Raw genomic sequence first — 21,264 nt, 5'->3', positions numbered from 1 at the left:
CCAGCGAACTCTGAGGCGAGCTTTCTAACGAGCTTTCAGGGGAGCTTTCAGAGGCGCGTTTGTGGGTGCGTGAAGCACCCGAATGGCCAGTATGCAGGCGAGAGATGCTCTCGTCCAACTCAGGGCGGCCTTGGGCCGGTTTGCAGTCAACGACCAAGCCACGGACACCGGCGACCACATGGCAAGAGGCGGGCCGAAGCCCGCCCTTACTTCAGTTGCTCCAAGGCCTGTCTGGCTTTGGTGAAAGACGGGTCGAGCTTGAGGACTTCCTGCCAGCGGGCGTGGGCTTCAGCGACCTTGCCTTCGTAGTAGTCACAAAGGCCGAGGTAGAACATCGGCTCCGCGAAGGTCGGCCGTATCTTTAGCGCCCCTTCGTAGTAGTACCGGGCCTTCTCGAAATCCTTGCGTTGCACGTTGACGTTGCCGAGGTTAATCCATGCCTGCATCGAGTACGGGTCGTGCTGGAGCGCCACTTCGAAGTAGTGCGCGGCCGAGTCGAGCACGCCGGCGTGCGCGAAGACGTTGCCGAGTTCACCGTACGCATCCGATTCCTGCGGATGAAGTCGCACCGCGGCCCGGGCCGAGCGCTCGGCGTTGACGAAGTCGCCCTGCCTTTCGAGCAGCGACGCCTCAAACGAGAGCACGTTGGTCTCCGAATCAACCTGCAGCGCCTGTCGCACTTCCGCCAGCGCCTCGGCGTCCCTGCCCTGGTTGTGCAGTCCGAGCGCGACCGCGAAGTGGCTCTGGTCCCGGCGCGTCACGCGCCCCGCCCCGGCGATGTTGGCGTTGAGCAGGAAGAACGCGGCGAGAAAAATCAGGAACGCGACGCCGCGGCCAGACCTGAGCGAAAACGGGGACAGTCCCTCGGAGCGCCCGGCGCGCGGCACAGTCCCCGTTTTCGCGGGTATGGGTCGTATGAGACCTATGAGTCCTATGGCTGCCAGTATCGCGACAATCGGGACAACCGACGTCCGGTATCGGCCGGTAACGAAGAAGACGATGAACGAGAGCGAGTACGCCACGACAAATAGGTACAGCGGCAGAAACCGGCGCCACTCCTTGCGCCGAAACCAGACCCCGGCCAGCGCCAGCGGCAGCAGTATGCCGAATGGGAACTTCAGAAACCCGGAGTTGAAGAGGAGGTAGTTGATGAATGAGTCGTGCTTCACCGCGTACAGGTCGGTCTCGTTGCCGACCTCGTAGCCCGCGAACCAGAGGAAGGTCTTGCGCGCAAGCAGGCCCAGCGCCTTGCCCGGCTGCTCGCGCCAGAACTCAAGACCCTTACCCAGCCAGTACCGGTCAATCTCCGCGCCCTTGAGCGGCCGCCCCAGAGCCTGCTCTGCCAGCCGCTTGACGTCATCGAAGCCGCCCCACCAACTGCCGCGCGTGCCCGGGAGGATGGCAGTAGTGCCGTCCGACTGCGGCGAGTTGCCGATGTAGAAGTTCGTGCCCGCCTGCCACGCAATCGGCACGAACTGCCTGCTCACGACATAGTTGCGAATCGTGACCGGCAGGATGACCAGCGCCGCCGCACCCCAGACGAGCAGGAGCCGGGTCCAGGTAGAACGGGTTCCAGGGTTCGAGGGTTCCAGGGCTCTAGTCTCGGACTTGGACCCTTGGACCCTTGGACCCTTGGACCCTTTTCCTTCGACGAACAGCCAGACCGGCAGCACCGCGAGGAACGCGAGCACGTTCGGCCGGGTAATCGAGGCCAGCCCGAACACGATGCCCGGCAGCCACCACTGCCGGTCCTTGTCCCGACTGCGGTAAAGCAGCACGAATCCGAGCATGAGAAGGAAAGTCAGCGTGCCCTCAAGAAGCAACTCGCCGTCGTACCAGATGGCGAGCGGGTAGGCAGCCATGACAAGACCGGCGATCGTCGGAGTGAGTGAGGAAGGAAGAGGGAGGAGGGAGGAGTGAGGATCGGACTTCAATGGCTTGCGGCTTGAGGCTTGGGGCTTGGGGCTCGAGGCCTGCGGCTTGAGCAGTTGCCGCGCGAGGATGTACACGAGCCCGCAGCCGACGCTGCCGATTAGCGCCTGTACTATTCGCGCCGCCATCTGGTTTGCGCCGGAGAGCTTGTAGACGATGCCGAGGAGGTAGGGATAGAGCGGGGCGCGGAAGTAAGCGTCGGCGATGAACTCTTTGCCCGCCGCGATGGCCAGCGCCCACTCGTGGTGATAGAGCGCGTCCATCTGAGGTGAGAAGAAGAGCGGGTCGCTGTGTCGGGCCTGCAGCAGGTGGATGATGCGGAGGGCGAACGCGACCCCGGAGATGACGAGGAACCAGACAACCGGGGATTGCCGATTGCCGATTGCCGGTTTTCGACTAGCGGACATCACAGAAGTATCTACGACCGGCGAGTGAGGTCAAGTCGTGAGGACACCCTCAGAGCCGATATTGAGCCACGAAAGCACGAAAGCCACGAAACGAATGGGTGTAGGCTACCACAATTCCGTTTCATTCCGTTTTCGTGTCTTCGTGGCCATCGATTTCGGAATCAGGGGACACGTGAGGCAACGGACTAACGCGGAAGTCTGAATGCCGATACCGGTGGCAGAAATCCCGGACACAAAATACGGGGCGGGATAACCCGCCCCGTTGTGAGTCTGTGTGTGGCCTACCGGTCGATGACCAGCTTGCGGGTCGCCGAACCCTCGGCAGTCTCCAGCCGCACCACGTAGATTCCGGTGGGCAGAGACCTGGTATCCGCGTTAAGCGTACCCACTCTGGACTGGCTGTTGGCAGCGTACAGGTTCCGCACGAGGCGTCCGGACGCGTCGTACAGGTTGACGGAAACCGGCTTGCTGCTCGGTACCTGCCATCTGAGCGTCACATGGTCCGCTACCGGGTTCGGGTAGTTCGTGATTTGGAGATTCGGGCTCGTCAGACTGGGGTCGAGACCCTTCTCTTCAATCCCGGTGGCGCCCGCTGCGGCGGAGATGAACCACTCACCCGAGGTGTACTGGGTCCAACTGCCGGCGCTGCCGTACCAACTGCGCTGGCTGGTGCCCCGCGCGGCGCTGTCACTCTCGAGAGTGGGATGGCCGGTTCCGTCATGCGACGAAACGTCCACCCAGAATGTCCCGGACGAGATAACAACCGGCGGGCTCAAGGTGAGCGCTATGGGCGAGCCCGGCGTGCCCGCCGGCGCCCGGAGCGTGTCGCTCGTGTACAACGGTGTCGCGCCGTCGTCTCCGTAGATGATGAAGCTGAACAGTGAATCCGACCACGGGAGCTGCGGGTGGAGGTAGAATTCGGCCCGCACCCGCGTCACACTGAGCGGGTACGTCAGACCGAAGTGGGCCGGGTCGAACTGCGTAGCCTTGTCCGGGCCGTCCGCGCTTATCCACCACATCTTGCTCTCGTTGACGTACTCAAGCCAATTCGCGCAGTCCAGGTCCCACGCCATCGTGTCGTTGGTCGTAAACAGCTCGCCGGCGGCGGCGGTGAAGACCTTTATGTGGTAGGTGCCGGGTACGTTCGGTATGTGCCAGGCCGGCGAGAAGTTAATCTGCGCCATCCCGCCGTGGGCCAGCTTCGCGAGGGTGGCCGCCGACTCGTTGAAGACGTAGCTGCTCGGTCCGGTTACGTTCAGATGAACCGGCGTGCCGACCGGCAGCGTGTCGGTGCCCAGGTTCCTGATCGTCGCACGAACCGTGAAGTTGATGTTCGGGACTGTGTCGTCGATAACCGACGTGGCGAAGCGCATGGCCTCGGCGTTCTTGGCCTGCGGCGTCCAGCTGATCGCCGCGCGTATCATCCAGTCGCCGGCCGCCTGGTGGTCCTCGGAGAACCCACCGCTCTGGATGCTCCACTTCCGGTGCTGGGGCGCGTTGTTGGTGGCATCGATTCCCAGCGCCAGCCCGCCGGCGGAGTCAACCGCCTGAACGTAGAATATGTAGAAGTTGCTCGCGACGATCGGGATGTTGATCGGCACCGCGCTCCACTGACCCGCCGTGACGTTGCCGCTGTCCGTGGCGAGCAGAGTCCCCGGTGAACCGCCCGCGCCGTCATCGGCATACACTTTGGCGATCACCTTGGTGCTTGAGCCCATCGCCGAGGTATAGAACAGAGCGTTCGTGAGGGTCACGTTGTCGCTCGGTCGGATGAACTTCATGCCCCAGCCGTTGCCCTTCGCGAACCAGTAGTAGCTCTGGGCCGCAGTGCCGTCGTCGTAGTACAGCGTGTCGGCCGAGGTGGGGAACAGCGCCGGCGTAGATGAGGTCGGCGTGGACGGGAAAATGCCGGGCTGGGGGTCGCGAACCGGGCTGGACGCGCACGGGCTATGCCCGATCCACTGCCCGCTGCTTGCCATTGCGAGTCCTACGGCAAGACACAGAATTACCAGCTTGCGCATCGGTACTCCTCCTTAAACGTTGCTTCACGGACATGACTCAGGGACTGCCCGGCTTGGCCGGCTCGGCGGTGCCGGCGGAAAACCGACCCGGCGGGATGTGGCCGAACCGAGGAGTCACCGTTCTTTCGAAACCTTGTCTGAGCCTGCGTCGCCCGCAGGCGACCAATAATAGCCGGCGCTAGCCCGGGGTCAAGGAGTGGGATGGCAGGACATCATCCGGGAATTCAAGGAGCCGGGGGGTCCAGCGCGGAACACTCGAGTCCAGGAATCCTCGATTCCTGCCTCTCGCTGCTTTGGGAAAAACGGGGCGGAGAACCCGCCCCGTAATCAAGCCAAACGGAACTGTCCTCAGACGGACAGTGTCCCGGATCGCTATCTGCCTATCACGACCTTGCGGGTGACCGAACCGCCTGCGGTCTCCAGCCGCACCAGGTAGATCCCGGCGGCCAGCGACCTCGTGTCGACAGTAAATGTACCGGACCTCGTCCGGCCGTCGGCGCTGCACAGGTTCCGCACCATCCTTCCGGTCGCGTCGTACAGGTTGACCGAGACCGGCATGCTGACGGGCACCTGCCATCTGAACGTGACCTGATCGGCTACCGGATTCGGGTAGTTGGTGATCCGGAGGCTGGGGCCGTTCAACCCCGGCGGAGGTCCTTCCTGCAAGGCCGTGGTCGAGAGCGGGATGAAGTTCCAGGCGCCTCTCTTGATATTGACCGAGTCGACGGCATAGAGCAACGTGCCCGGCGCACCGTTCCCGCCGTCGTCTTTGTACACTCGGAAAGAGGCCCAGGTGTCGCCCGGCGCGGGCCAGCTCGCGTAGTAGATGTGCACCAGCGCTCCAGTCAGCCTGAAACTGTCTGCCGGGCCGATGAACTTCACTCCGCGGCCGCTGCCCGCCACGCTGTCAGCCCAGCCTCTCAGCGGGGTGCCGATGTCGTACTTCAGCGTATCGGTTGCGGCGGGGAAGAAACTTGACGGGGACGGCAGGACTTCGGCCTCTGCGCCGGGCGAGACATCGGCTTGTCCGCTCGGCTGCGCTTCGTCTATGGGTCTGAGCGAGACACTTACCGCACACGAATTCACGCTCCGCTCGGGCGGTTGCGCAGGGCGCGCCGGAACGGCCTGGCTCGAGTAATCCACGCCCGGCCCGACCCAACGCGCACTGCCGGCCATGCTGCCGCTCTGCACCGCGGCCGAGATGAACAGGTCGCCGCTGGGCGTGATACCGGGCCAGTTGTACCACAGACCCGGACTGCCCCAGAAACTGTGCCCGCCGACCGAGCTGTCCCCGGCCGTAGTGGGTTTGCCGGACGTATCGACCGGCACCACTGACACGTAGAAGTCACCGGTGTCGATGACGACCGGTGAACCGAGGCTGCAGTACTTGTACGCGTTCGGTATCGCCTCCAGCGTTTCACTTTGATACAGCAACGTCTGGCCGTCGCCGCTGTAGATCTTGAAGGTAAATGACGTGTCGCGCCAGGTAATCGTGTCCTTCGAGAAGTAAGATCGCACGCGTGAAATCCGGACAGGATACTGCGCGCCGAAGCTGGCCGGGTGGAACTTGACTGCCCGCTCCGGCGCCGCCCAGGTCACCCAGCGCAACTGGGCGTCAGTATGGTACTGTATCCAGTCCGCATTGAAGTCGTAGAAAATGGAATCGTCCGCCTTCCACCGCTCGCCCGCGGCCTCGACCCACACCATGACATTATACTTGCCGACCATGTTCGGGACGTGCCAGGCGGGCGCGAAAGTGATCGTCGTCGTGCCGCGGTGAGCCAGCTTGACGGTCGTCTGCTCGGTGTCGTTGTAGACGTAGCCGCTGGGGCCGGCAATCGACAGCCGCACCGGCGTGCGCAGGGGCAGCGTGTCCGTGCCCATGTTCTTGACTACCGCCTTGACCTGGAAATTGATGTTGGTCAACGTGTCGACCGGCATGTTGCTCGCGAACCAGACGGCCGACGCGTTCGTATCCTGCGGCGTCCAATCGAGCACCGCCCTAATCAGCCAGTCGCCTCTCGTCGTATCATCCTCGCTGAACGTGCCGTTGCTGTTCAGCGTCCACTTGCGGTGGGAAGAAGCGTTGTTGGCCGCGTCAACCGAGAGCCCCGGGCAGTGCGGGTTGACCCCGACCTGCTTGTAGAAGATATAGAAGTTGCTCGCCACGGCGAGCCCTGCGGCAAGGAACAGAACTACCAGCTTACGCATCGGCACCCCTTCCTTACGTTGCCCTGCGGACATAACTCGGGGTCATCCCGGTCTCGCCGGGAGCAAACACGCAGGCAATCACGCACTTGCCCGCGGCAAGGCCAGGGAACCCGTCTTCCTTTACAGTCTTACCTGCATCATCGCAGGCAGTGAATAATAACCGGGGTCACGCCGTCGTCAAGCAGACAATCGTTCCGCATAACTCAGACAGGAACCAACCACCACAAAGCGGAAGGGATGAAACCGGAAAGGCTGAACCAGGAATCCGGGACCGACATTCATCCTTCATCCCCCCGCCTTCATCCTTTCTGTCATATGCCCGGCGGTTCGATATCGGATTCGGAACCATCCGCCGGACGATGGGACACTCCGCTTGACTTGAGCGCCAGGGGTCCTATAATGACTGACCGGTCAGTTTCCCAAAAGCGACGACCAGATGAAGACCAAATCCGAAGAGAAGCGGCTCGCCATTCTGAAGGCGGCGTTCGCCGTCGTCACCGAAAAGGGCTACTTCGAGACCAAGGTCGACGATGTGGCGCACCGCGCCGGCGTGGCCAAGGGCACGGTCTACCTCTATTTCAAGGACAAACCCGCCATCTACATCGGCCTTGTCGACTCGCTGCTCGAACAGGCGCTGGCGATAACCGCCGCGGTACTGGCCCGACCCATCTCTCCCCAGCAGAAGCTGGAGGAACTCTTCTCGTCGTGGGCGTCCGGCGTGATGTCCAATCCCGGCGTGATGGCGTTGCTCTCGATGGAGAACGTCCACCAGGACAACACGGTGATGAAGCGGTTCAAGAAGCAAGTCCTTCCCCATATCGTCGAGATGCAGGACGCCATCGCCGGCGTCGTGAAACAGGGCATCGAGCAGGGCGAGTTCCGGCCGGTCGATCCGCGTTCCGCCGCGGCGATGTACCTGAGTGCGTTCCGCGCCGAGTTGCTTTCCATTAACCGCCACACGGCGGCGCGGCGGGCGGAGTCTATCCAGGAATTGTTCTTTTGCGGCATCCTTGCCGACGGCAGGGGCCGAACCAAACACGGAGACAAATAAGGAGTCTTGATGCGTAAGTTCGCGATAACGCTGCTGGCCGGGCTGCTTGCGGTGGCCGTGGCGTCGAGCTCAACCGACACGCTGCGCCTCGACGCGGCCAAGGCGGTTGAGCTGGCGCTGCAAAACAACCGCCAGATTGCCCTGGCCCAGGCCAGGCTGGATGAGGCGACCGCGGGCAAAGGCGCGGCGTTCGGTGCGTTCCTGCCCCAGGTGTCGGCCTCGGGCACCTACACGCGGCTTGGAACGGTCAGCGAGTTCACCATGTACGCGGCCAAGGAGTCAGTCTTCGGCCTGCCGGTGTTCGACCCCACGGGCCAATACATCGGCAAGACCATCCCCATCCCGGTCGCGGTCGGCATGGAAACCCTCAACCTGAAGCTCGGCAGCGCCGACAATCCCTCGCTTACCGGCACGGTACAGCAGACGCTCTTCACGTGGGGCAAGCTCCTCAACGCCTACCGCATCTCGGGTCTGAACGTCGACCTGCAGCGGGCGGCAGCAGACCAGGCGCGCTCCCAGCTTCGGGTTGACGCGACCTCAGGTTTCTACCAGGCGCTCCTCGCCCGCAAGACGGTCGACGTAATGAACGATGCGCTCCGCCAGCTCAGGGGCCACGTGGGCCAGGTCCAGTCGCTCTATGACAACGGCATGGCGACGAAGCTCGACCTGATGAAGGCGACCCTCGGGCTCCAGCAGATGGAGGCCCAGGTTTCGCAGATTGAGAACGGCGCCGAGCTGACTCTCGCCGCCCTGCTCAACACGCTCGGGCTCGACCCCGGCACGCCGGTCAGCTTCACCGGGGACTTGGCGCCGGACACGATGACGGTCGACCTCGACCAGGCGACAAAACAGGCGCTTGACAAGCGGCCCGAGCTGCTGCAGCTCCGCGACGCGGCCCGGATGGCAGGCTTGGCCGTCAACATCAGCAAGACCGCCAACCTGCCCACGGCGTTCGCCCAGGCCAATGGCTACTACAAGGACCCGGTCGGCTTCTCTCCCGGCTGGGGCACGGACTGGAACGCGACCGTCGGCGTCTCCATGCCCCTGTTTACCGGGCTGTCGAACGTCAACAAGCTGAAGCAGGCGCAGGCCCGCGAGCGGCAGGCCAAGGTGGGCCTGGCCCTGGCCGAGGACGGCATCCGGCTCGACGTCCAGGCCAGCGTTCTCTCGCTCAACCAGGAAACGCGCAACCGCGCCTACCAGCAGAAAAACGTGGAGGTGGCCCAGGCCGCGCTCGCACTCGCTGAACAGCGGTTCCAGAACGGCCTGTTGACCAACCTCGACTACATGGATTCGGAGCTGGCCCTTACCCAGGCGCGAGTCGCGTACCTCAACGCGCTGGCGAACTACCAGATAGCCAAGGCGAGATTGCAGAAGGCGGTCGGAGAGTATTAAGGAGATCATGATGCCAAGACTGCGCACGATTATTACGGGTTCGATAGTCCTCGCCCTGTTCGCCGGCTGCGGCCCGATGGGCAAAGGCCGAGGCAAGACGGAGAAAGAGGCCGCGACCGTGGCGGTCGAGACCGTGGCTAAGGACTCGGTCATACGCACTACCGACCTCATCGGTGCCCTGCAGGGAAGCGAGCAGGTCTCCGTTTCGCCCAAGCTGGCCGGCCGCGTCACCCAGATAGCGAAGCCGGAAGGCTCGTCCGTCAAAACAGGCGACCCGATCATCTACGTGGTCAACGACATTCCCGGCATGGACTACAAGCCCGGCCCGGTGCTTTCGCCGATTGACGGCGTGGTCGGTAAGGTGAGTGTGGATGTGGGACAGAACGTATCCCCTGCCACGTCAGTGGCGACCGTGGCGAGCTACTCGAACCAGGTCAAAGTCCTGGCGCCGGTGAGCGACTGCGACCTTCCTTTCGTCAAACTCGGTTCTACCGCGTCGGTCCAGATCTCAGCCCTGCCCGACCAGACCTTCAGTGGACGCGTCACCAAAGTGACGCCGATTGTGGACGCCACGTCCCGGGCGGCGACGGTCGAGATCACGGTCCCGAACAGCGAACACCGGCTCGTGCCGGGCATGACCGCCGGTGTGAGACTCGTCCTCGAGCGCCGCGAGAACGTCGTCGTCCTGCCCCTGGCCGCGCTCTTCTCTACCGATCAGACCAAGATCATCGTCGTTGACGGCACGACCGCGCACTTCCGCCACATCGCGACCGGGCTGGTGGGCGACGACAAAGTCGAAGTGGTCTCCGGCGTCAACGTCGGCGAGAAAGTTGCGACGACCGGCAAAGAGCGGGTCGAAGACGGCCAGACGGTAAAGCCCATTGAGGCAGGCGCCAAGTGAAACTGACTGACAGCTCCATCGCCCGGCCGGTGACCACCGCGATGGTGGCTCTGGCCCTCATCGTTTTCGGGCTCGTCGGTATCACCCGGATGCCCGTTGACATCTACCCGCAGATGACCGTCCCGATGGTCATCGTCGGGACCATCTACCCCGGCGCGGGACCCCAGGAAATTGAGTCGGCAGTGACCGAACCACTGGAAAAACAGCTCAGCAGCACGCCGAACCTCAGCAAGATGTCCTCCAAGTCGATTGAGAACATCTCAATGATCACGCTCCAGTTCGAGTGGGGTTCTAACCTCGACGCGGCCGCGGCCGACATCCGCGACCGGCTCTCAATCGCCGCCTCGGCCCTGCCCACCGCCGCCCAGACTCCGTTTGTGCTCAAGCTAAATACCTCGATGATGCCCATCTGCCAATACACGCTCACCGGCGACGTGGACCAGACCGAACTGCGCGAATTGGCCGACAACGACATCTCCAACCTGCTCCAGCGCGTGCCGGGAGTCGCCTCGGTTTCGACCTCGGGCGGCGCGCTGCGCCAGGTCCACATCGACGTGGACGGCCGCGAACTGGCCGCTGCCGGCGTCACCAACGAGCAGTTGATGGGCACGCTCCAGGCCCAGAATCTCAACTACCCGGTTGGTGAGATTTCCTCGCGGGGACAGCACTTCCTCGTTCGACTCGTCGGTCAGTATGACGACGTCGAGCAGGTCCGCAACACGGTCATCGGCATGAAATCCGGGACCCCGATTCTGCTGCGGAGCGTGGCCGACGTGCAATGGGGCCCGGAAGAAATCACCAGCTACGCCCGCTACAACGGCAAGCCTTGCATCTACATTACGGTCCAGCGCCGGCCCGACGCCAATACCATCCGCGTGGCTCAGGGTGTGCGCGACGAGATCGCCCAGATGCAGAACATCCTGCCGCCCGGCGCCCACCTGGCCCTCATCTACGACAGTTCGGACCAGGTGAAGAAGTCCATCAACAGCGTCGTGTCCGACCTCCTCATCGGCATCGTCCTCTCCGCGCTCATCCTCTTCCTGTTCCTGCGTCACTTCCGCCCGACTTTCTTCGTCACGACCGCGATACCGATTTCGATGTTCTTCGCACTATTCTTCATGTTCGTGGCCGGGTTCTCTGTCAACATCCTCTCGCTCTCCGGCCTCGCCATCGCCCTCGGTCGCGTGGTGGACGACTCCATCGTCGTGTTCGAAAGCATCTTCCGCCACCGGGAGCGCGACGCCGACGGCAAACGCGCCGCCGGCATCGGCACGGCCGAGGTCGGCATGGCCATCACCGCGTCGGCCCTGACCACGATCGTCGTCTACCTGCCGCTTCTGCTCCTGCCCGGATTGTTGCGGATTTTCTTCCACGAAATGGTGTGGGCCGTGGTCGGCTGCATGGTCGCGTCGCTGGGCGTGGCACTGACCATCGTCCCGATGCTCTCCAGCCGCTGGCTCGCCATGCCCAAACCGGGCAGCGAAGATCGCGGCATCCGCGGCTGGTCCAACCGGACCTACAAGAACCTCGAGGACAGCTACGGCCGCATCATCGGCTGGGCGGTCGGCCACCGGAAGCTCGTCGTCATTGTCTCGGTCCTGCTGCTTGTCGTTACCCTTGGCTTGGTCCCGCGGCTCGGTACCGAGTTCATGCCGATGCAGGTTGGCTTCTATCACCAGCTTACTGCCGAAATGCCGATCGGCACCAGCGTGGAGAAAACCGACTCCGCGGTTTCGGTGCTGGAAAAGTACATCATGACCGACTGGAAAGACGACGTGGTCGGCACCTCGGTCCAGGTCGGCCTGCCCTCGGGCGGCGGCCTCTCCAGCCTCCGCGCCGTATTCGGTGGAGCCAGCGACAACGTCGCGACGCTCAACCTGATTCTCAAGCCTAAACAGCAACGCAAACACTCGGTCGACGCCCTGGATGCGGCGCTCCGGGCCAAAGCCGGCGATGTGCCCGGCCTCAAAGTCTTCAGCGTGGTCAACATGTTCTCGACCATCATGGGCGGCAGCAACAACCTTGAAGTGGACCTCCTCGGCCACGACCTGGCCACGGCCGACTCCCTCACCACCAAGGTGGTCGCCGCGCTCGACACCATGCATAGTCTCGTGGACGTCAAGTCCAGCCGGGAACCGGGCAACCCGGAAATCGAGTTCACCATCGACCGGCAGAAGGCCGCGCTCTACGGCCTCACCCCGTACCAGGTTGGCGCCGCCCTGAACACACAGATTACCGGGTATGCGCCCACTGAATTCCGCCTCGGCGGCAAAGAGTACGACATGCTGGTCCGGCTCCGGCACGACCAACGCGCCACGCCCAACCTCGTCGAGAACCTGACCGTCAACAGCCCGATGGGCCCGGTTCCGCTGAAGAACATCGTCAGCACCCGCATGGGCACCGGCCCGCTTGTCATCGAGCATGAAAACACCGAGCGCGTGGTCCGCATCACGGCGATGCCGGTCGGCACGTCCACCGGACAGGCGGCCGCGCGGGTGACCCGCGCCCTGCGTAACATCGCCTTACCGCCCGGCTTCGAGATACAGCTCGCCGGCTCCTACAAAGACATGATGAAGAGCTTCGGCGACCTCGGGCTCATCGTCATCATCGCGCTCATCCTCGTATTCATGGTCATGGCCTCGCAGTTCGAGTCGCTGCGCGACCCGTTCATCATCATGTTCACCGTGCCCTTCGCGGCCATCGGCGCCATCTGGGCGCTCTTCCTCACGCACACCTCCCTCTCCCTCATCTCCGGCATCGGCTTCCTCGCCCTCATCGGCATCGTCGTCACCAACGGCATCGTGTATATCGACTACGTCAACCAGTTGCGCCGGAACCGCGGCATGGAACTCCTCGAGGCGGTCAAAGAAGGCGGTCGCGTCCGGCTCCGCCCCATCCTTATGACCGCGCTCGTCACCATGTTCGCGCTCGTGCCGCTCGCATTCGGGCTCGGCGAAGGCTCCGAACTCTGGTCGCCGATGGGCCGGGCCATGATCGGCGGCATGGTCGTCTCCACCTTCCTGCCGCTCGTCTTCATCCCGGTGCTCTACGTCATCTTCGAGAACCGGGCCGAGCGCGCGCGCGTACGCAAAGCTGCCCAGGCCGCGGCCACGCGCGACAACGAGGCAACCGGCCAGTAACTTCCCTACCTCCGACCTCCGCGGGGCGCGTTCATCCGCGCCCCGCTTTCGGCTTCCGGGAAGCACGCGGGGCTTTGACACTCTCATTGCGCTCCGGTAGCATTTCACCCGCCGAACAGGAACGCCAATACTATGAAGATACAGCATTCGCTGAGAGCCGTTGTCCTTGCCGCCGGCGTGGCCGCCATGGTCGTGACGTCCGGCTGCAAACAGGGGCCGGTGAGCTACGACAAGTTCGAGCAGCGGACGATAAAGGCGAACCTTGCGGTAATTGACTCGGCCCGGGTCCTATACGACGCGCAACTGGCTGCGGGCAACATTGACGCCGCGGCCCAGCAGGCGTGCGCATTCCTGCTAACTCAGCCGGGCGTGGACACGGCCAAAATCTCGCTGGACAGCACGGTCTGGGCCTATTTCTCGAGCGGGCTTCTGGCCGGCACCGGCAAAGACGAGCGTCCCGCCAGCGGATTGACGGACGCCGGACGCCAAGCGGCGAACCGCGAGCCCGCAGTGCGGGCCGCGTCCGGCGGCGAGGTGTCTAACCTCGCCCACTACTTCATTCCGTTCGATACTGAGCTGCCCGGCACGTGGAAAGCGGCCAACGCCCTGGCTGATATCTTCCAGCGCCGCCTCGGCTGGGAGAGCAGAGAGATGTCCTCGGGTAGCGATGCCGATCTGGAAACGGCCCTGAACCTCATCCAATATGGCAACTCGGTCATCTACTGGAGCGGTCACGGCCTACTGATTCCGTCGGACGGTGTTGAGTCGACGTGCTCTCCCGGTCTGGAGCTGGGCAAGCCCTACGACGACGATGACTTGGCCAGTGCCGCGGCCGTGCAGTATGTCGGGTACCTGAACCCTGGCGCGGGACAGGAGCGGCAGGTCGCACTCTTCCTCCGCACCCGTGACCACTCTTGGCATCTTGTCGTCATGCCCGGTTTCATCCGCGCCAACGGCAGCTTCGACGCCAGCGAGGCGACGCCCGCCTACAATCTCTGCAAGACGGTGGTCATACTGTCGTGCTGTTACAGCGCCTACTCGTACACATCGGCCCCCGGGTACTTGATGCAGGCGTTTCTGGACGTGGGAGCGGACGTGGTGTGCGGGTATACGTGGGAGGTACACGACGGCTTCTCCTGCGACAGGGACACGACTTTCCTGGCGGCGATGGCCGACACTTGTCTTGCCGGCGAGGCCCTCAAGACCATCGGCGGCCGGGTGGACCCGGACACGGGCATAGACGGATTCCACGCCGTGTTTACCATGGTCGGCGACTCGACGGTGATGCTCCAGGCGGTGGTGCAGGCGCGCAAGAACGGCGAGCTGTACCAGGCGTTGACCGGCGACGAGGTATTCCAGTCCGAAAACACGAAGGTCGTAAGTACGCTTCACGCACCGGGCAACTTTGACATGGTGGACTGCGTGCAGGTTACATTCCCGGGCACGTCGGGAGGTACCTTCGACGTCACCTCGACCGACGGCGCCTCAATCGTCTGGTCGAACTACGCCAGCAATCACTTCTGGTACGCCGAGAAGAAGTACCAGGGCGTGTCAGGGACCATCCAGATTGACACTTGCAGCGGCGGGTACGTCCATGGCAGCTTCTCCGGCACCCTGGGCTGGTGGAACTCGAACCACGACCCGACCAAGGACCCGCCGGACGACGTCATCACCATCACCGAAGGCAGGATAAAACACACAGGCAAGGTGGATAGCGGCGACGCCTTTGGACCTTCACCACGCGTTGCCCACCGGATTCCAAGGACGCTTCACTAACTCGGACTCCAACCTGTGCCGAGTCGGGCCGCGGTCGGGACGCGACGGGCCGATGAGCGATCTTCTCCACGTCTGGCCGACGCGTAGGGCAATGGAAGGACCAATCCGGGAAGCAGATCTCCAAGCAAACCGGAGAGCAACGGCCGGAGCTTACTCGGGAGCAACTCGGACAGGAACCCGCGGACTTACTCGGGCCACAACGTTCCGACCAAACCGGAGAGGAACCGGTGGAGCAACACGTAGACTAACCCGGAGAGCAAGTCGGAGGGCAACCGGTAGACCAACCCGTCGAATTCCGGTGGAGGTTCATCCGGGAATTGCGGTGGAGGTAACCCTTCGGGCTATACCCTAACCTATCCCTTAACCTATCTGCGGGGCAATCCCCTGGGTGGGGGTGTCAGTCGGGTAGCCTCAAGCTTAAGACCCTGAGCCGCAAGCACATAAGCCCGAGAACCGGCTTCGGCACCGTCCTACAACTCTGTCGCATTGCTGGTCCGCTCCGCCGCTTCTGGAATGACCTCGCGTCCTCAAACTGTCAGAACCTCGCGGGACGTCTGCTTGACTTACAGCAACGGACGTCTATTCTGTTGCCGCAATGGGCGCCACTGCACCCGACTCTGTAGGACGTCTGGTTGACCTGTCTGCGTGCAACGCACAGGCAGACCGCCTTGACCATGACCGCCTGTCCGGTTACCACAAGGAACAACTGTCAAAGACCCAGATGCCGCCTCTAAGTGCTAAAGAAGGCTACACTTGACGCCTGCACCGGGTGAGAGGCGCTGGAAGGGGCGAGGTGCGTTCTGACAAGACGGTCGAGAATCCGACATCGTTCGGAAAGTAGCAGGAGGAAAAGCATGAAGAAGCTGATGGTCGTCGTCGGAATCGTCGTGCTGCTGGTCGCTGCCCACTTTGTCGCAGTGACCACGCTGAACCGGCAGGTTCAGGACGTGCGACGCACAGTCCAGGCCGCGGGACATCCAATGACAATGAAGGAACTGGCGATGGACCGAGCCCAGGGGAGCAAGGCAGTGTCACGCCTGCTGGCTCAGGCCGACACCGCCCTGGATGAGAAGAAGGAGAAGGGGCTGCTTGCTCAGGCTGACTCCGGCCGGCTCGACCCGGCTGCGGCCAAGGCATTGCTGGGCCGCAATGGCCGCGCGCTCGATTTGCTGCTGGCCGCGGCCCGGTATCCGGCCGGGAGCATGGAATTCGACCCTGGCGCCGGGCTAGCCGCGAAGTTGCCGCCGACCCTCAAGCGCACATTCGACTTCGGGGCGCTGCTCCGCCTGCAGGCACGTGACCTGCTCGCCGCGGGCAAGCCGGATGAGGCCATGGACGTCCTGATCAGCAACCTGCATCTGGCCGACCTGCTGCCGAGCGGGACCGAGCTTATCTTCTCGCTGGCGCGCGCCACGGACTTGAACCGCACGCTACGCGTGATGCGCGACGTCGGACCGAGATGCAGCGACCCGGCGTTGGCCCGGGCCGCGGACGCGGTGGCGGCAGTGGCCCGGGACAAGGAACTGCTCCGGGTCTGGGAGACGGAGTACGTCACAATGGACGAGTATCTGGCTCGGCCCACGACGGCCGCGCTCGGGCTCGCGAACGCCGACAATCTGGTCAACCGCTTTCTGATTTTCTTCCCGTTGACCAATCGCATCGCCCAGAGCTACAGCCAGGCTGTCCACAAGCGCTGCCTCGAAATCGCGGCCTGTCCGTGGTACGAGGCGAACCGCCAGTGGGACAGCCTGGACCGAGTGCAGCAGCTACGGGGTCGGCAACACTCACCGCTCGCCGGCCTGATGCTCCCGAACGGCAAGCTGGTCGCGACTCGGATTGCGAAGCTTCAGGCTGAACAGGCCGTTACGCTGACGGGTCTGCGGATTCTCCAATACCGAAAGAATCATGGCACGTTTCCGTCGGGCCTGGCTGACGTCTCTGTTCAGAATGTGACTGACCCGTTTACGGGCAAGTCGCTGAACTACCGGGCCGTGGGAACGGGCTTCCAGCTCTACAGCCTGGGCGAAGACCAACAGGACAACGGCGGTGACCCGAAGACCGACATCGCGTGGAGCGAGCTGCAGGTGGTGAGCAGCAAGTAGAAGTGAGTGAGAGGCACCTCCCTTATTCCCGGGCGATGTCAAGGCGGGGCGAAGTATCGTTCATTGTTCATTCGTACATCGTTACTTCGGCGGACTCACACATCGTGGTTCGTTCTCCGAGGAACAGCGCATAGTGCCGGGCAACGATTTACTTTGTACGAATCAGCCGGACCAACGTTGCGGGTCGAGACGATGATGACAGCCGACAGCTTGCAGCCAACAGCTCACGGCCCCGCGGCGTTCAGATTCCCGACTGACGATTGATGATTGGCCCGAACGCACGACTCGGCGTCGGCTTGCAGATTGCTGTTAGCGGATAGCGGTCAGTCGGTCCGGTCAGTCCGCGCGTTCGGGTGAGACGGTGGCCAGCAAGCCCGCCGCGCTGGTGCGAGACTCGCGGCCGCGCACGATTGAGAAGCCCACGGCGACAAGACACAATAGGAACGAAACCATGAACGCCCGGTGCATCCCGAACACAAATTCCTGCATGACTGTAGAACCGAGACTGACGCTCGTGCCGACGAAGAGCTTGAGCATGACGTCGCGCGGCAGGGCACTAGCCGCGACCGCGAGGCTCAAGGCAAAGGATATGACCATGCCGGTCTGGCGCATGGTGCCGAGCGCAGCCGAGGCAATCCCGAGACGCTCCCGCGGTGCGGCGCTCATTGCCGCGCTCGTGTTGGGCGGGAAGAACGCGCCACCGCCGAGTCCCATCAGCGCCAGCCCGCAGGCCAGCGACAGGTAGGGAGTTGTCGGAGTGAGCCGCATGAACCAGACGAGTGCCGCGGCTTGAATCAGCAGGCCGACGGTCGCCGGCACGCGGGCTCCTATGCGGTCAGCGACCACCCCGCTGAATGGGCCTATGACTGAGCTCAAGAGCGGCATCGGAATGAGCAGCAGCGCCGCCTTGAGCGGGTCGTAACCGCGCACGCCCTGCAGGTAGAAGACAATCATGAAGTTCACAGAGAAGAGCGCGAGCGACTGGATGGTCGCGGCCAGGACCGAGAAGTTGTAGACGCGGTTGCGGAAGAGCGATAGGTCAAGCGTCGGAAATTCCGCCCGGCTCTCACGGAAGAGGAATGCGACGGTAGCGACCGCAAACACCGCGAAGAGACCAAGAATCGGCGCAGAGGTGAAACGGTACTGGATGCCGCTCGTCAGGGCGAGGAGCAATGCGAGCAGGCCGACGCTGAAGATCGCGGCCCCGCTTCCGTCGAACCGCTCGCGGCGTCGCTCGGACTTCTCTTTGAGCGCGATGTAGCCCCAGAGCGCGCCGATGATGCCGATGGGAATGTTGATGAAGAATATCCAGCGCCAGCTCGCCACCGAGAGAATGAGGCCGCCAAGCACGGGGCCGATGATGCCGCCCGCGGCCCAGGTGATGCCGTTGATGCCCAGGGCCCGGCCGCGCTCGTTCGGCGGGAAGACCTCGGTCAGGATGGCCATGCTGTTCACCATCATCATCGCCGCACCGGCGCCCTGGACCAGACGGAAGAGAATCAGTTGTACCGCGGTCCCGGACAGGCCGCAGAGCAGTGAGCCGATTGTGAAGACCACAAACCCGAGGTTGTAGAGCCGGACCCGGCCGAGCATGTCGGCGATGCGTCCGAAGGTAAGCAGAAAGACCGTGCTCACCAGGAGGTAGCCGATGATGACCCAGACCATCTCGATGAGCCCGGCGTGCAGCTCGGACATCATCGACGGCAGGCCGAGGATGACGATGGTGCTGTCGATGGCGGCCATCAAGGCGCCGAGCGTCGTCACGCTGAGCGCGATCCACTTGTACTCAAATCGGCGGTGGAGCCGCGTCGGGTGAAATGGCTGCTCGGACTTGCTCACTTGCTTAGAAATCCTCTCGACTATTATGCGCTCTGCGGATGAACGGGCGGTCGCTCGGCCCGGCCTAGGCGAACCAGCCTTCCCGGCGGAATACTTCGGCGGTAACGCGACTGCTCGGACCGTCACCGCGGGCCACGGTCACACTTACATTCGGGCCGACTGCCTCGGCAATCTCGGCGATGTCCTTGTGGGTAAACCCCGGGCAGAGCATGACCGAGTGGATGCCTTCCTTCTCGGCCATGTCCCGGCATGCGCTGAGAGCCTGGGCCTGGTTTCGGACAAGAACGGTGGTCAGCTTGTACTTGCCGGTCTCAAGCACGGCCCGGTGCTTGTCCGGGTCGGCATCCGGTGTGTGCGCGATGAACAGAACCTTAAAAGCCATAGAAGGTAATTCTACCTCAGTGGGGTCGCAGAGTCAAAATACCCGAGGCCAAGACCCGAAGGACAAGAAGTAAACCGCAGATGCCGCAGATACGAAAGATGGAGCGGCAGACCAAGAGGAAACATCCGCAGACGCCACAGGTCTCGCAGATTCTGTTCCGGATTCTGAGACATCTGTGTAATCTGCGTAATCTGCGGTTAAGCTCCGTGTTCGTCCATCTCTCGTGGCTTCAGCACCCGTGAATCTAACCGGCTCCGGAGTGCGTCTAATCTTACATATCATACAATTCCTACTTGTAGGAGACCACAATGAAGTTAAAGACTGAGAAACCACCGCGACACGAAATGGTCTACGGCACCACGACTGTCGGCGAGAAGGGCCAAGTTGTGATTCCGGCCGAGGCCCGTAAGGCGCTCGGATTGATGCCGGGCGAGAAGCTGCTCGTGTTCGGCATGGGCCGGGAGATGCTGGCCCTGGCTAAGCTCTCGAATCTGGAAAAGTTCGCCGCTCACCTGGCCAGCCACGCGGAGGCCATCCGCGGGGCCATCGCCAAGTCCTGAACCACCTCTGATCGCATCATGGGCATAATAGAAGTCAAAGACCTGACTCGGAAGTTCAAAGATTTCGTCGCGGTAGACCACATCTCGTTCTCGGTCGAGACCAAGGAGATCTTCGCTTTCCTCGGCCCGAACGGCGCGGGCAAGTCCACCACCATCAAGATGCTGACCACGCTGCTCCGTCCCAACTCGGGCAGCATGACGCTGAACGGGTTCGACCCGGTAACGAATCCGAAGGCGGTACGCAACTCCTTCGGCATCGTGTTCCAGGACCCGAGCCTCGACGAAGAGCTCACCGCGGCCGAGAACATGGAGTTGCATGGCGTCCTCTACAATGTGCCGCGCCGCCTTCGCCGCGAACGGACGGAACAACTACTCAAGTTCGTCGAGCTATGGGACCGGAAGGGCAGCTTGGTGAAGCAGTTCTCCGGCGGAATGAAGCGCCGCCTGGAGATTGCCCGGGGTCTCCTCCATCACCCGAAGGTCATCTTCCTGGACGAACCGACGCTGGGCCTCGACCCGCAGACCCGTAACCACGTCTGGACCTACTTGAAAGACCTCAACCAATCCGAGGGCATAACCATCTTCTTCACGACCCACTACATGGACGAGGCCGACCGCGTCGCGCAGCGCATCGCGATCATCGACCAGGGCAAGATCGTCGCATCGGGCACGCCGCAGGAACTCCGAACCCAGACCAACACGACCTCGCTCGAAGATGCATTCCTCGCCCTAACCGGCAAGACCATCCGCGAGGAAGAAGCCGGGAGCATGGAACGCATGCGCATGATGCATCGCGCGCACGGAAGGCGGTAACCCATGAAGACAATCTACATCCTCTGGCTCCGGCAACTGAAGCGCTACTTCCGGTCCAAGTCGCGAATCATCGGCTCGCTCGGCCAGCCGCTGCTTTTCCTGCTCGCCCTCGGCTTCGGGTTCGGCCCGACGTTCCAGCGGGCCGGGCAGGGCAACTACATGCAGTTCCTCGCCCCGGGCATCATCGTCATGAGCATCATCTTCACCGCGCTCTTCTCGGGCATAGAGATTATCTGGGACCGCCAGTTCGGGTTTCTAAAGGAGACGCTGGTCGCCCCGGTATCGCGGCTGAACATCATGATCGGCCGCACGCTCGGCGGGGCCACGGTCGCCACCCTGCAGGGCATCATTGTGCTGTTCATCTCGATGCTGGCCGGGTTCCGGCCGGTCAACTGGGCCGCGACGCCGCTCGCGGTTCTGGCGATGGTTCTGACCGCGCTCCTGTTCTGCGCGCTTGGCACCGCCATCGCCTCGGCGCTCTCCGACATGCAGGGCTTCCAGCTCATCATGAACTTCCTCGTCATGCCCCTGTTCTTCCTCTCGGGCGCTCTCTTCCCGCTTCCGGCCAAGGGCGCGATGACCACGATCGCCCGGTTCAACCCGCTCTCCTACGGCGTCGATGCCCTGCGTGGCCTGCTAGTGAACATCATCCACTTCGGCCTGCCGCTGGACTTCACCGTCCTGGCCGTGGTTACGCTGCTCTTTCTCTTGGTGGGGAGTTTCCTCTTCTCGCG

General features: G+C 63.0%; 15 protein-coding genes. 10 read left to right on the top strand and 5 right to left on the bottom strand.

What is annotated here, in order from left to right; genetic code table 11:
• Positions 1–206: 206 nt before the first annotated feature.
• The 3 genes from VMH22_04055 to VMH22_04045 form a co-directional block, all read right to left on the bottom strand.
• Positions 207–2,339: a tetratricopeptide repeat protein gene (locus VMH22_04055; protein ID HTW90861.1), complete on the bottom strand. Its 2,133-nt coding sequence runs from the start codon at positions 2,337–2,339 to the stop codon at positions 207–209.
• Positions 2,340–2,620: 281 nt separating this feature from the next.
• Complete coding sequence (locus VMH22_04050; protein ID HTW90860.1) at positions 2,621–4,360, bottom strand: T9SS type A sorting domain-containing protein; 1,740 nt, start codon at positions 4,358–4,360, stop codon at positions 2,621–2,623.
• Positions 4,361–4,732: 372 nt separating this feature from the next.
• Positions 4,733–6,571 (bottom strand): T9SS type A sorting domain-containing protein, encoded by a 1,839-nt coding sequence (locus tag VMH22_04045; protein ID HTW90859.1) that lies wholly within the window; start codon positions 6,569–6,571, stop codon positions 4,733–4,735.
• A gap of 436 nt (positions 6,572–7,007) precedes the next feature.
• On the opposite strand from VMH22_04045, the gene VMH22_04040 reads away from it, so the two are divergent.
• From VMH22_04040 to VMH22_04010, 7 genes are all read left to right on the top strand, one after another.
• Positions 7,008–7,622, top strand: a complete 615-nt coding sequence (locus VMH22_04040; GenBank protein ID HTW90858.1) for a TetR/AcrR family transcriptional regulator — start codon at positions 7,008–7,010, stop codon at positions 7,620–7,622.
• Between the two features lie 9 nt (positions 7,623–7,631).
• Positions 7,632–9,017 carry a TolC family protein gene (locus VMH22_04035; protein ID HTW90857.1) on the top strand — a complete coding sequence of 462 codons (1,386 nt, stop codon included), beginning with the start codon at positions 7,632–7,634 and terminating at the stop codon, positions 9,015–9,017.
• Between the two features lie 7 nt (positions 9,018–9,024).
• On the top strand, positions 9,025–9,918 hold the full coding sequence (locus tag VMH22_04030; GenBank protein ID HTW90856.1) for an efflux RND transporter periplasmic adaptor subunit: 894 nt from the start codon (positions 9,025–9,027) through the stop codon (positions 9,916–9,918).
• Positions 9,915–13,058, top strand: a complete 3,144-nt coding sequence (locus tag VMH22_04025; GenBank protein HTW90855.1) for an efflux RND transporter permease subunit — start codon at positions 9,915–9,917, stop codon at positions 13,056–13,058. Before VMH22_04030 ends, VMH22_04025 begins: the two co-directional genes overlap by 4 nt.
• 132 nt (positions 13,059–13,190) lie before the next feature.
• Complete coding sequence (locus tag VMH22_04020) at positions 13,191–14,834, top strand: hypothetical protein (protein ID HTW90854.1); 1,644 nt, start codon at positions 13,191–13,193, stop codon at positions 14,832–14,834.
• A 595-nt stretch (positions 14,835–15,429) separates the two neighbouring features.
• Entirely contained in the window at positions 15,430–15,591 is a 162-nt protein-coding gene (locus tag VMH22_04015; protein HTW90853.1) for a hypothetical protein, read from the top strand.
• 97 nt (positions 15,592–15,688) lie between these two features.
• Entirely contained in the window at positions 15,689–16,936 is a 1,248-nt protein-coding gene (locus tag VMH22_04010) for a hypothetical protein (protein ID HTW90852.1), read from the top strand.
• A 336-nt stretch (positions 16,937–17,272) separates the two neighbouring features.
• Here VMH22_04010 and VMH22_04005 read toward each other — a convergent pair whose 3' ends face one another.
• Both VMH22_04005 and VMH22_04000 read right to left on the bottom strand, forming a co-directional pair.
• Positions 17,273–18,775 carry an MFS transporter gene (locus VMH22_04005; protein HTW90851.1) on the bottom strand — a complete coding sequence of 501 codons (1,503 nt, stop codon included), beginning with the start codon at positions 18,773–18,775 and terminating at the stop codon, positions 17,273–17,275.
• A gap of 64 nt (positions 18,776–18,839) precedes the next feature.
• Positions 18,840–19,157, bottom strand: coding sequence for a DUF6506 family protein (locus VMH22_04000; GenBank protein ID HTW90850.1), 318 nt, complete (start codon positions 19,155–19,157; stop codon positions 18,840–18,842).
• A gap of 308 nt (positions 19,158–19,465) precedes the next feature.
• On the opposite strand from VMH22_04000, the gene VMH22_03995 reads away from it, so the two are divergent.
• From VMH22_03995 to VMH22_03985, 3 genes are all read left to right on the top strand, one after another.
• Positions 19,466–19,717 carry an AbrB/MazE/SpoVT family DNA-binding domain-containing protein gene (locus VMH22_03995; GenBank protein HTW90849.1) on the top strand — a complete coding sequence of 84 codons (252 nt, stop codon included), beginning with the start codon at positions 19,466–19,468 and terminating at the stop codon, positions 19,715–19,717.
• Positions 19,718–19,735: 18 nt separating this feature from the next.
• The gene (locus VMH22_03990; GenBank protein ID HTW90848.1) at positions 19,736–20,530 is read left to right on the top strand and encodes an ATP-binding cassette domain-containing protein; all 795 of its coding nucleotides are present in this window, start codon (positions 19,736–19,738) and stop codon (positions 20,528–20,530) included.
• 3 nt (positions 20,531–20,533) lie between these two features.
• The coding region (locus tag VMH22_03985) for an ABC transporter permease (protein ID HTW90847.1) at positions 20,534–21,264 on the top strand (731 nt) is incomplete at its 3' end.

It is taken from the genome of bacterium (genome assembly GCA_035505375.1).
Taxonomy (GTDB): domain Bacteria; phylum Hydrothermota; class Tepidihabitantia; order Tepidihabitantales; family Tepidihabitantaceae; genus UBA2258.
This window is presented reverse-complemented; position numbering and strand designations above follow the sequence as displayed.

What these genes read in the sequence shown, in the direction of transcription:
- VMH22_04030 (HTW90856.1), top strand. Translation starts at nt 9,025, where the DNA reads ATGATGCCAAGACTGCGCACGATTATTACGGGTTCGATAGTCCTCGCC.
- VMH22_04035 (HTW90857.1), top strand. Translation starts at nt 7,632, where the DNA reads ATGCGTAAGTTCGCGATAACGCTGCTGGCCGGGCTGCTTGCGGTGGCC.
- VMH22_04050 (HTW90860.1), bottom strand. Translation starts at nt 4,360, where the DNA reads ATGCGCAAGCTGGTAATTCTGTGTCTTGCCGTAGGACTCGCAATGGCA.
- VMH22_04010 (HTW90852.1), top strand. Translation starts at nt 15,689, where the DNA reads ATGAAGAAGCTGATGGTCGTCGTCGGAATCGTCGTGCTGCTGGTCGCT.
- VMH22_04040 (HTW90858.1), top strand. Translation starts at nt 7,008, where the DNA reads ATGAAGACCAAATCCGAAGAGAAGCGGCTCGCCATTCTGAAGGCGGCG.
- VMH22_03995 (HTW90849.1), top strand. Translation starts at nt 19,466, where the DNA reads ATGAAGTTAAAGACTGAGAAACCACCGCGACACGAAATGGTCTACGGC.
- VMH22_04055 (HTW90861.1), bottom strand. Translation starts at nt 2,339, where the DNA reads ATGTCCGCTAGTCGAAAACCGGCAATCGGCAATCGGCAATCCCCGGTT.
- VMH22_04000 (HTW90850.1), bottom strand. Translation starts at nt 19,157, where the DNA reads ATGGCTTTTAAGGTTCTGTTCATCGCGCACACACCGGATGCCGACCCG.
- VMH22_04020 (HTW90854.1), top strand. Translation starts at nt 13,191, where the DNA reads ATGAAGATACAGCATTCGCTGAGAGCCGTTGTCCTTGCCGCCGGCGTG.
- VMH22_04045 (HTW90859.1), bottom strand. Translation starts at nt 6,571, where the DNA reads ATGCGTAAGCTGGTAGTTCTGTTCCTTGCCGCAGGGCTCGCCGTGGCG.
- VMH22_03990 (HTW90848.1), top strand. Translation starts at nt 19,736, where the DNA reads ATGGGCATAATAGAAGTCAAAGACCTGACTCGGAAGTTCAAAGATTTC.
- VMH22_04015 (HTW90853.1), top strand. Translation starts at nt 15,430, where the DNA reads ATGGGCGCCACTGCACCCGACTCTGTAGGACGTCTGGTTGACCTGTCT.